This is a genomic window from candidate division KSB1 bacterium, assembly GCA_034506395.1.
Lineage (GTDB): Bacteria > Zhuqueibacterota > Zhuqueibacteria > Thermofontimicrobiales > Thermofontimicrobiaceae > Thermofontimicrobium.
The window spans coordinates 13,837-25,644 of the sequence record JAPDPQ010000033.1 but is presented as its reverse complement, the minus strand read 5'-3'; the positions used below and the strand labels follow the sequence as shown (position 1 = coordinate 25,644).

General features: G+C 47.1%; 8 protein-coding genes. 1 reads left to right on the top strand and 7 read right to left on the bottom strand.

Going from position 1 to position 11,808, the window contains the following annotated elements; all coding sequences use genetic code 11:
- Positions 1-132 precede the first annotated feature (132 nt).
- The 6 genes from ONB37_16770 to ONB37_16745 all read right to left on the bottom strand — a co-directional run bounded on the left by ONB37_16770 (position 133) and on the right by ONB37_16745 (position 9,200).
- Entirely contained in the window at positions 133-1,653 is a 1,521-nt protein-coding gene (locus ONB37_16770; GenBank protein MDZ7401811.1) for a hypothetical protein, read from the bottom strand.
- Positions 1,654-1,881: 228 nt separating this feature from the next.
- Positions 1,882-4,089: a selenide, water dikinase SelD gene (gene selD, locus ONB37_16765; GenBank protein MDZ7401810.1), complete on the bottom strand. Its 2,208-nt coding sequence runs from the start codon at positions 4,087-4,089 to the stop codon at positions 1,882-1,884.
- Positions 4,090-4,579: 490 nt separating this feature from the next.
- Positions 4,580-4,867: a hypothetical protein gene (locus ONB37_16760; protein MDZ7401809.1), complete on the bottom strand. Its 288-nt coding sequence runs from the start codon at positions 4,865-4,867 to the stop codon at positions 4,580-4,582.
- 201 nt (positions 4,868-5,068) lie between these two features.
- Positions 5,069-6,334 (bottom strand): (Fe-S)-binding protein, encoded by a 1,266-nt coding sequence (locus ONB37_16755; protein MDZ7401808.1) that lies wholly within the window; start codon positions 6,332-6,334, stop codon positions 5,069-5,071.
- Positions 6,335-6,336: 2 nt separating this feature from the next.
- A complete protein-coding gene (locus ONB37_16750; protein ID MDZ7401807.1) occupies positions 6,337-7,677 on the bottom strand; it encodes an FAD-binding oxidoreductase in 1,341 nt (446 codons plus the stop codon).
- 128 nt (positions 7,678-7,805) lie between these two features.
- Positions 7,806-9,200 (bottom strand): FAD-binding protein, encoded by a 1,395-nt coding sequence (locus tag ONB37_16745; GenBank protein MDZ7401806.1) that lies wholly within the window; start codon positions 9,198-9,200, stop codon positions 7,806-7,808.
- Between the two features lie 463 nt (positions 9,201-9,663).
- Between ONB37_16745 and ONB37_16740 the strand changes: the two genes are divergently transcribed.
- Positions 9,664-10,182: a hypothetical protein gene (locus ONB37_16740; GenBank protein MDZ7401805.1), complete on the top strand. Its 519-nt coding sequence runs from the start codon at positions 9,664-9,666 to the stop codon at positions 10,180-10,182.
- Between the two features lie 46 nt (positions 10,183-10,228).
- Here the strand turns inward: ONB37_16740 and ONB37_16735 are convergent, their stop codons facing one another.
- Positions 10,229-11,626, bottom strand: coding sequence for an FAD-binding protein (locus ONB37_16735; protein MDZ7401804.1), 1,398 nt, complete (start codon positions 11,624-11,626; stop codon positions 10,229-10,231).
- Between the last annotated feature and the right edge of the window lie 182 nt (positions 11,627-11,808).

Here is an 11,808-nt window from a genome sequence, read left to right as displayed (position 1 = left end):
TGAATATCGAAGGGATAAGTTTTTCATTCTTCGGAAAATTCATGTGATGACTTGAACATCAAGCGTTCGATTGCCCGAGCAACGGTTGAATTTAAGATATTCAGCGCGCAAGGTCATAAATTGGTTGCTGGATTAGTTTCCTTTCAAACGTTTCAGGGATATCGCACTGAGTTCGACCAATTGTTGGCTCACATAAAGGTAATTTCGATCTAGGTTCTCCCTGGCCAAATTGAGATATTGTCGGGTTAGTTCGAAATAAAATTGAGCTTCTTTGGAGGCTGCAGATTTCATTTTTGATTCAAGCCCAGCTAAATCCTTTTCGATGTATTGAATTCTGCTCCGAATTGTATCTGAAGGCAAGAGGACGATCGACGGGTTGCTGAGCAACTCATCGGTTGCTACTGCGAGGCGTTTCGCGATAAAAATATGATATCTCGAAGATCTGTGATCCTGTTTTCGTATCGCCTCTTCAGCGCTAATGCGAGCCGATTGCGAATAATTCAGTAGCGCTTTGGCCTGATTATTCACATCTTTGGTGACCAAGCGTTGATGCAATTGGCTGAGCTCGAGTTGCAAATCGTCGAGTTCCTGTTGAATCAATTGCTCTTCATCCGCATTGCTTGAGCGCATTTTGGTTTGTATTTGCTCAATTAGCCCCCGAGCCAGCTCTGTGTTCAAAAGCACGCGCTGATAATCTTGCTGTTCCATGGCGCGATGAGCAGCTTGATGGACCTGTTCGAGATGCGACATGAAAAACTCGATCCGCTCATCATCTTGAAACGAAATCATCCGAGCTTGAAGGGTTTCGATTAGCTCGTCCAATGCCGTAAGCTCATCGAAAGCGCGGTCTGCGGTTCGATCAGTTTTTCCCATTGCCAGGTCGCGCGTCCGATGGAGCAATCGTGTGGCTTGATGATAAAGATCGATGGCCCTATTAAAATCGCCGCGAGCTCGCGCCTGCTGGGCTCGGGCAATTAGTTTCAAAATCTGCCGATAATTTTTCTGCACCTGGGGCTGGGGGTGAGAGGCAAGAGTTGAGCCAGATTGTCCCAGAAGTTGCTCTAATAGCCGTGCTTCGCCCTCGGCCCGCGCTTCGCTGGAGCGATCCTTCAACATCGCACTTTCTAATGCTTTCTGCACCAGAAACTCAGCTCTCCGAAAAAGTCGAATTGCCTGTCGAAACTCCCGATCATCATAAGCTTGTTCGGCCATCTTCCTTTGTTCGATCGCTTGGTTTAACCAATGTTGGGCCTGCGAATCTGGATATTGATGGATCATTTCAGTGGCGAGCTGAATTTTTTGTTCCAAGTTCTCACGTCGCAACCGCATTGGCTCTTTCAACAAAGTCATCAAAGCCTCATTGATCGAAAACTCTGCATCATTTAATCGTTGGTTCGCCAGAACAAATCGACGAGCTAACATCAATTCACGGGCCCGTTGAAGCTTGGCCTCAGCGATCGTTAGGGTCTGTTGCGTTGTTGCCGTCCCAAAGCTCGCCTGTAACTCTCGTGCAAATTCTAATTTGCGCGATACCAAGTTGAATTTCTGATCGAGCGTTCTGAATGGTTGAGCATGACATGGAAATCCGGCCAACCCCAATGCGATTGCTACAATGAAAATTATGTTGATGCGATGAAACGTCATCTTGATCATTTTATGTTAGTTGTCAGATTGGAGGAGAATAAGGATAATCATCATTTCCACAGCGGTCGTATCGTTTGAGATAATTCAAAAATCGTTCCAACCAGCCATCATTAAGTATGCGCTGAAAATTCGTATTATCGCGATGAATCCTTTGCCTCAGCCGAATATTTTGCCTGTTTTGGTACAGAGGATCTGTACGAATAGGAGAAAGTTTTTTAGCATTTCTTAGGTCGTTAGCTAAGGTTTTACTGCTATCAAACCCTTCCCTGGAGCAGTGATCATTCCGATCACCGCCGCGGACGAGATCCCGCGATGATGCAATTCGTCAATCAGCGCCTCTTTTTGTTGCTCTGGCAGGAAAATCAGCAATCCACCCGAAGTTTGTGCATCGCAGAGGATGAGCTTATCAATTTCGGAAATCCGATCGTCCCAATTCACATAGGGTTTCACGAAATCCTGATTGGCAATAGTGCCTCCTGGGACAATTCCAGCACTGGCTAATTGGAAACATGGCTCGATTTTTGGTATTTGGGAGGCATAAATGATGGCATCAACATGGCTGGCCGTAGTAACCTCCTTCAAATGCCCCATCAATCCAAAACCAGTCACATCGGTACAGGCATGAATTTCGAATTGTTCGAACGTTTCAGCCGGCGCGCGGTTGAGCTGTTCCATTAATGCAATAGCTTCTTCGGCCGTTTCGGTGTCCACCAGACCGCGTTTAATACCAGTAGTAATGATGCCCAATCCGATCGGTTTAGTGAGCACAATCGCATCGTTCACGCGCGCTGAGGCGTTGGTCAAAATTTTGTTCGGATGGATCAAGCCAGTTACGGCCAAACCAAATTTCGGTTCCGAATCTTCCACAGTATGTCCGCCAATGATGTCGATCCCTGCCTCCCGTGCCTTATCGGAAGCGCCCTGCAAAATTTGCCTCAGCACATCCATCGGTAGACGTTTTTCTGGAAAGCCAACGATATTCAGGGCGAACAGCGGTCGGCCGCCCATGGCATAGATATCGCTCAGCGAATTGGCAGCCGAGATGGCCCCGAAATGATAGGGATCATCCACGATCGGGGTAAAAAAATCCACAGTTTGCACGATCGCCAGATCATCGGTTATCCGATAAACCGCAGCATCGTCCGAAGTATTTATGCCCACCAAGACATTGGGATTGGCGCTGATTGGCAGAGTGGACAAAATTTGCTCGAGGTTTTGGGGCCTTAACTTGCATGCGCAGCCCAGTCCATGGGTGAAATGGGTTAATTTGATGTCTTTGGTGGAGTAAATTGCAGGGGCTTCCATTTCCCGTTCAGGCCGCAACCGGCGAACTGCATCGACGATGTATTCAATGGCCCGATCGATCTGATTCTCGTCGTTCAATCTGCCGGTGGAAAAGCGGATTGTGCCCAGAGCGTTCTCCAAAGGGACCTTCATGGCGACTAAAACTGCAGAGGGTTCTGCCACATCGGTGTGGCAAGCGGCCCCTGGTGAAGCTGCGACCTCGGTCAATTCGTCTAATAGAGTATTGGCATCGATGCCAGGAAATGAGACGCTGAGCGTATTTGGCAAGCGCCTATCTGGATGGCCATTTAAAACAATCTCCGGCAGCGCTTGGCGCAATCCGTTCCATAATCGATCGCGCAGCGCCCGATAGTGGCGCTGATTCTTCTCCAGGTCTCTTGCCGCAATTTCACAAGCTTTGCCCAGTCCCACGATCTCCAAAACATTCTCTGTCCCAGCACGCCGGCCAGATTCATGGCCGGCACCCAAAATGAACGGCTGCAATTTAACGCCTCGGCGAATATAAAGTGCGCCAATCCCCTTGGGCGCGTATAACTTGTGACCCGCCACCGAGAGCAAATCTACACCCAAATCATCCACCTTTGTGGCGATTTTTCCCACGGATTGTGCCGCATCGCTGTGAAACAGGATCTGATGCGCTCGTGCGATCTGGCCAATTTCTGGGATCGGCTGAATCGTCCCAACCTCGTTATTGGCGTGCATGATGGTGATTAAGATCGTTCCTGGCCGAATTGCCCGCTCCACTACCTCGGGATCCACCCAGCCGTAGCGATCTACTGGTAAGTACGTGACCTGGTAACCTTGTCGCTCCAAATACTTGCACACATTAATCACGGCTGGATGTTCGATCTGGGAAGTGATGATGTGGTTGCCGCGATGCCGATAGGCCTCAGCCACACCGCGGATCGCAAAGTTATTGGATTCTGTTCCACCGCTTGTAAAGATAATTTCGTCAGGCTGGCACCCTAACAGATTGGCAACCTGTTGTCGTGCAGTTATGATTGCTTGGCGCGCCTGCAACCCATACCAGTGCGAACTGGAGGGATTGCCGAAGTGGTCCTTCAAAAACGGGATCATCGCCTCAGCAACTTCTGGATCAATCGGTGTCGTTGCGTTATGGTCTAAATAGATCGGTCGCATTTCAGGCCTCAGGCTGTTAATCTGAACAATTTTCCTGCCGTTCTTCTAATTTCTCAACAGATGAAATCTAGACTTCACTCCATTATGGGATTTTGCAGGGTTAGGTTAGACAAAGATTGTCATCGCATCTGTGTTGCATTGTATCGCTCATTTTGAAAGACGCAGGTTTACGGCTTAATCCAAGCTTTCAATCTGGTTGAGCAAAAAAAATGCAATTCAGATTGAGATCTCGTGAATTGCATTTAGTTCAACAGACGAACGGCGCTAATTTTTAGTGAATTGATAATTTCCAAAAGACAACCATTTTAGGCTCATCTTTGAAAAATCGATTGGGATTCCACGCCCAATGGGAGTACGCATTATATGTTCAAAGTGATTATCAGAACGAAAATGAAACGAGGTACATTGGCATGCTGAGAGTGCAGTCACTTAGCAAACATCAAATATTTCAATTGCCTTTAAACCACGCAAAGCAATAATTGCCGAATGATTAGTTCCAATTATTTTCATCATCGACATCCCAATCGCTGTCATCCCAATCCTCTTCTTCCTCGTCCCAGTCTTCATCTTCTTCGTCCCATTCATCTTCATCGTCCCAATCTTCCTCATCCTCTTCTTCATCTTCCCAGTCGTCTTCATCCTCCCATTCCTCTTCATCTTCCCAGTCTTCTTCATCTTCCCAATCTTCTTCGTTGTCCCAGTCGTCTTCGTTCCATTCTTCCTCATCGTCTGATTTGAGGAACGATAAATTCCATTTGTTTAAAATTGGTAGTTCCATTACATAAACCTCACTAATTTTCCTTCTGGTTACTTTTTAAACTGATTCGGGCTGAAGTTATAAAATCAATTTGAAAAAAGCAAGCATATTTTTTACAATTTTTGTGACGAAAATAGTTCAAACTTAGCTCTGATAGATCATCTTGAAAACAAAAGATGAGCCGTTATGTTGACCAAAAAATTCGGGGAAGCTGCCGACCAGCTATCGAATAATCGTCTGGTTTAGCAATTGAACAAGATGCATGACGCGAACAGGCAATTTGAATTTTCTTGCACCATAGGCCAATTGTACCAGGCAGCCAGGGCATGAGGATAATAGGATATTTGCCTCCGTAGTGCGGACATTATTCATTTTTCTTTGCAAAATTTTCATCGACATTTCATAATGGCTCAGATTGTATGTGCCGGCTCCGCCACAACACCAATTTGCCTCTGGCAATTCCACATAGTGAACCCCAGCAATGCGACGGATCAAATCCCGAGGTTGAGTCTTAATCTTTTGATAGCGTTCCAAATGGCACGGATCATGATAAGTAACGATCATATCTTCTGTACTGGTGAAATCAGAGTCCAATGGAAACTGGCTGAGAAACAGATTGACATCCATGATTTTTTTTGACGCGCGCTTGGCGCGGTCTGACCAGTCAGGCTCCTCAGAGAGAAGTTTGCCGTATTCGCTGAGAAATGAAGAACAACTTCCGCATTCAGAGATGATGATATCGCACCCTGATTGTTCGATGATCTCGACGTTGCGTTTGGCCATGGCCTTAGCCGCCATCCGATCGCCATAGCCCACTGCTGGAAGACCACAGCACAGATTGTTCAATACCTCAACAGCGTAACGGTTTTTGATCAGTAGTTCCACGGTCGCCATTCCCACATCTGGAAAAGCGTAATTGATGCCGCAACCGACGAAATAGCCGATTTTCGGCCCTCGATCTGCCCGGACTGAGGGGAGTTCGGAGAGCCGTTCTCTGAAAAATTTTTTGGGGAACGAGGCCACCAAAGCCTCGGCATTTGCCAAATCTTTTGCGATCCAGCCAAACACGCGGAGCGCCTGGGCCAAGCCAGAAATGCCGGTGCGCTTCCCCAGAGCGATCAGTTTCATGAGACGGGTCATGCGTTCTGGGTTGGGAAGCAATTCACGGAATACAAACCGTTGCAATGGCGGTTGTCCGTGCCGTTGAATATAGATCTCACGGGCCGCCATCATGATATCCTGAGTTTTTACTACGGGAGCACAGTTGACATTGCACGCCCCACAAAGCAGGCATTCGAAGATCGGGGTTTTATATTGCGGGTCAAAGGCAACTTCGCCCTCGTAGATCAATCGGGCCAAAAAATTGCGACCGCGCGCCACCGAATGCTCAATGCCCGTAACAACGTACGTCGGACAGGTGGGCTGACAGTAGCCGCAACGGATACAGCGAATCGCTTCTTCGTAAGCTTCTTGCCATGTTCTGTCCATTCTCATAATCCTCCGATAAATCGACCCGCAGCGAAAATACCAGCTGGATCATATTTTGCTTTTATCAGTTTCATTAAACGAAAATCTGGCCTTGGCGAACCCCAAATCAGATCCGGTTCAATACCTATTGGAAAATCAGAATGATTCATCAGGCTAACCACGACCAAATTTCCCTGATAATCTAAGGCCATTTGCCGCAACGATTCGATTTGTGATCGTAGCCGAGAGCCATTTTGTTCATCATTGAAAATATGAATCATTCCATTCCCCACCTGGGCGTCGATACCAAAATTTATCCCTTGTTCATTGCCAAATTGCTTAACAGCTTCAATCATCGGAATAGTAGATGATTTCGGGAGTGCAACTTGAAAATGAGAACTGAATCCTTGTTTGCTCTGTGCTGACGAACGCGAAGCAATTTGATCCCACAGTTGTGCATCTTCCTTGCCCTGCCAGGTTTCAAAATTTTTCCCCTCGAAACTATGTGCCAGTTGCTGCAATCTCCTCATGGTTAACACGACCATTTCGATAGGCCCATGGACATTGATCAATAATCCCTGGGGCGTTTGGCAGCGGATCCAGTCTAATTTAAATAATTTAACGAAGCGAGCATTTAAAAATTCGCAACGTCCAATTACCAGGTTCGATGCGGCAAGCTGGCGGAGCAAATTCGCTATCGAATCGAATTGATCGAATTCAACCCACAGCGTCTGGCTATACGCGGGCAAAGGGAAGAGCCGAAAGGTGATCGAAGTGATGACCCCCAATGTTCCCATAGAACCGACGAACATTTTGCTCAAGTCATAACCCGCAACATTCTTAACCGTTTTTCCGCCCGCTCGAATGAGAGTGCCATCGGCCAATATAATAGTCATTCCCAATACCAGATCGCGAATTGCACCATAAAGCAATCGCAAAGGTCCAGTGCTATTGGTTGCAACGATTCCGCCCACAGTCCGCAACGACGCATCGAAAGGATCGATCGGCAAAAATTGACGCTGCTGATTCAAGAAGCTTTGAAGCTGGCTCAATTGAATTCCTGCCTCGACCGTGACGGTCAAATCGGCAGCCGCGTGTTCAATGATCTGAGTCATGCGATTCAGCGCAATGCACCAATCGAACGGTTCGATCGTTGCGCCAAAATAGCGCTGGCTGTTTTTGCCACATACCATGACTTTTTTATGGGCTCGGTTGGCTAACTTGAGCACTGTTGAGACCTGTTCGTTATTGGAGGGGAAGAGCACCAATTCAGGTAGCTGACCAGCAACACCATATAATTGCCGATGCGGTTGCGCGTCGTATATGTTTTCTTCCCCTAAGAGCTGTTTGAGTTCTTCGATCATTTGTGGTTGGTTCCTTCTCGCATTTAATAAGAATTTGTTAAACGATCGAATTCAGCAGCGAAAGTGGCAGAACGGGTCAACCCAGTCCCGGCCCCGTCAGATGCCAAATCTGCCGATTGTGGTTCGATTCAAAGGCTATCCGCCTCTGTTACAGGAAATATTTTGTTCGGATTGAAGATCGTTTCGGGATCAAAAACCTGTTTGATTCGCTTCATCGCTGCGATTTCATCATTAGTGAACAGCATTTTCATCGCCGATTTCTTTTCAAGTCCAATACCATGTTCTCCGCTGATGGTTCCACCATGTTCGATGCAAACGGCCAAAATTTCGTCACAAGCCTGTTTCACCTTGTCTTTGTCTATCGGATTACGGTCGTCGAATAGAATGAACGGATGCAGATTTCCATCCCCAGCATGAAATACATTGCCCACTTTTAGCTGATGATGATCGCAGATCTCCATCACCCGTTTCAGCACGGCTGGTACCTTGCTGCGCGGCACTGTTCCATCTGCAATCATCACAGAAGGCTGCAACATGGTGAGCGACCCGAACGATAATCTTCTCCCTTTCCATAGCGCGTCGCGCTGATCGCTTGTCTCGGCGGATTCGATTTTATCAGCCCCATTCTTTAGGCAGATCTGTTTAATTTGTTCCGCCTGGCTTTCCATGCCCGCAAATGGCCCGTCCAATTCAACCAGTAACACCGCCTCTGCATCCATCGGATAACCAAGATGGTGCGCCGCTTCTACCGTTTGAATGATCGGCTTGTCCATCATCTCCAACGTCGCAGGGATGATGCCGCGAGCGATAATCTCAGAAACAGCATTAGCGGCTTGTTCCATACTATTGAAGATCGCTAACATGGTTTTCACTGCTTCCGGCAATGGCAAAATTTTCACAATGACCTTGGTAACAATTCCTAACGTTCCCTCAGAGCCGATCACCAGGCTCAGCAAATCATAGCCAGGATATTGCTCTGATTTTCCTCCAATTTGCAATAGCTCGCCTTCAGCAGTAACGATTTCGAGCCCTAAAATGTGATTGACTGTCACCCCGTATTTGATACAGTGAGGCCCACCAGCGTTTTCAGCCACATTACCGCCAATTGTTGCCACTCGCTGACTTGCCGGATCGGGCGCAAAATAAAATTTATATGGAGCCAAGGCGTTCTGAAGGTCAAGATTATAAACTCCTGGCTCCACCGCAGCGCAGCGGTTATCCAGATCGATCTCCAGTATCCGATTCATATGGGAAAACTGAACGATAATTCCACCCCAAATGGCGATTGAACCTCCGCTCAAATTGCTGCCTGAACCACGCGGGATCAATGGAATGCGATGTTGTCTGGCAAACTTTACCAGGGCTACGATCTGGTCGGTCGAGCGAGGAAATACCACTGCGTCTGGCATCCCCCGATCCAACGATGCATCATATTGGTAGAAAACCAGATCCTTTTCTTGGGTCAAAATATCTTCTTTTCTGAATATCTTTTGTAGCCCTTTGACGATTTTTTTATCGAGCATGATATCCTCTCAACAAAACGATTTTCTTGGTTTGATGAAAAACTGCTCAAGCGCTATGGATAGATTTTTTCCTTTAGGGCTATTGAATATACTATAAGTTTTTCAATGAGACAAGCAGAATTTTCAGCAAAAATATTTTATAAGTGAACGTATTCGTACAGCCGATTGCCCGCTCTCGGTCAGAAATCCGTTTTCAGCATATTTTATGTTAGTAGTTAGATCCAGCCGACAGTAAAATAATAAGAAGGTTCCGAGCTAATGGCAATATCAATCATACCATATATAGATATTTCGGTGCTGCACTAATCAAAATATTGAACGTAATGGGATGCTTTCGAAAAGCAGCGGGCTCGGGAATGAAAATCGCGTTTTAGAACAGCGAGTCGCAATCCTTGGAATAGCATTTGTATGAATAATGGCGAAACATCCAGTTATGAAATTAACTTCATCGGAGGTAAAAAAAATGAACCGAAAATCGGTACTCATGTTGGCAATGGCCCTTTCAATCCTGATGCTCATTGTCTCTAGCCTTTCAGCTCAACATCGTGGACGTCCGCGCTGGGGGAAAAGACCTGGCATGGTTCACTCAGCTCCAGCCATTGGCTTTCGCATTGGTCGTGATTTTGCCAATGACCAATACTTAGCTGGCGCTCATTTCTGGCTACCGCTCGGCATGTTCTGGGAATTTATCCCCAGTGCGGATTATTATTTCACTGGCAATGAGACGAATCGTTGGCAATTCGATGGTGATTTGGTGTTTAAACCACGACCTGTTGGTCCTTTTTATTTTGGCGGTGGGTTGGCTGTGCAATATCTGAGTTTGAACAACCAGACCGATTTGGGTGGCAATGTGGTGGTTGGGCTCGAATTCGGGGGCCGGCGAAAGCCCCCTGTCTATCCGTATGTTCAAGCGCGGTGGACGTTTTTAAAGGATCAGGATTATTTTTCTCTGCTCGGGGGGATAAATTTTAGTTTGAGATGACGCCATCACAACCCTTTCAAAGCTCATGAACTTTTGAAAGGGTTGTTCAAACGGTGCCGTTGAGCGGAAATATTTTCCCGGGATTTAAGATATTCAGTGGATCGAATACCCGCTTGATCTCCCGCTGCAGTTGAATGGACCGCGGCGACAATTCCAGTCCCAAAAATGGCTGCTTGGTAATACCGATCCCATGCTCGCCCGAAATGGTCCCGCCATTTTGAAGCACAATCTTGAAAATCTCCTCTGCGGCTCTTTCACCCAGTCGAATGATTTGATCGGTTTTCATTCGATGTGTCAAATTCACATGCACATTCCCATCGCCCAAATGACCGAAATTGTAGTTATCGAAACCAAATTTTTTCGAGATCTGCTCACATGCTGCAATTAGCTCTGGAATTTTGCTGATCGGAACGGTCACATCTTCGGCTCGCTTGAATTGATTGCCCTCTTTGATCAAATCCCGCAGCTTGCGTCGCACATCCCAGAGACCTTTTCTTCGCTCCGAGCCTTCTGCAATCAGCACATCCAGCGCTCCAGCAGCGAGACAGCCCTCCCCAACGATCTCCATCTGGCGATCCAGTTCCTCGGGCTCGCCGTCCAGATCGATGATGAGCAGCGAAGAACTTTCCTGCGGCAGATTGATCCCGATTTTTCCACGGATGAGGCTCACGCAGGCGGGATCCAAAAATTCCAGCGCGGCTGGCACGATGCGATTTTTAGTCATACCAGAGAGGCTGTGAACCAACGAATTGGTATCAGGGAAAAATGCAAGTAATGATACAATTTTGGCAGGCAACGGAATCAGCCGCAACGTCGCTTCGGTTACAATTGCCAGTGTTCCCTCCGAGCCGATGATTAAATTGGTCAAATCATAGCCGACCACGCCCTTGCGAGTTTTCACGCCAGTATTTAAAATTGTCCCATCGGGCAAAACCACTTTCAATCCCAGCACATAATCGCGCGTCGTGCCATACTTGTAGCAATGCGGCCCCCCAGCATCCTCAGCGATATTCCCGCCGATGGAAGAGGTTTCGTAGCTGGCAGGATCAGGCGGGTAATACAGCCCCCTGGCTTCCACCGCCTCATGCAGATGCAGATTGATCACTCCAGGCTGCACCACCGCAATCATATTGACTTCATCGATCTCCAAAATCTTATCCATTCTCAGCAGCGAAAGCACAACTCCCCCTTGAATGGCCAGCGCACCGCCACTCAATCCCGTCGCTGCCCCTCTCGGCACCACCGGCACTCGATAAGCCGATGCCAATTTCATCAGCTCCGAAATCTGCTCGGTCTTCTCTGGCTCGACCACGACATCGGGCAGGTAGCGGTATTCGGTACCATCGAAGTTGTATGCCTCCAGCGTCTCAACATCGGTGAAAACATATTTGGCACCGATAGATTTTTTGAGTTGTTGAATAAATTCGTTGTTAATCTCTGCCATTTTGGTTTTCAGATTGAATCATTATTTTGAATTTTGAAAATGCATCCGATATTTCCGAAACAGCGGACGTCTGAATATTCGGCCCAGATAACTTAGTAGGATTTGGTATAAAAAGCAAGCAGATTTTTTCGTGAATTTTTTGACAATAGATTTAAAGTTGCAATGATTTGGCCGCCCCAAAT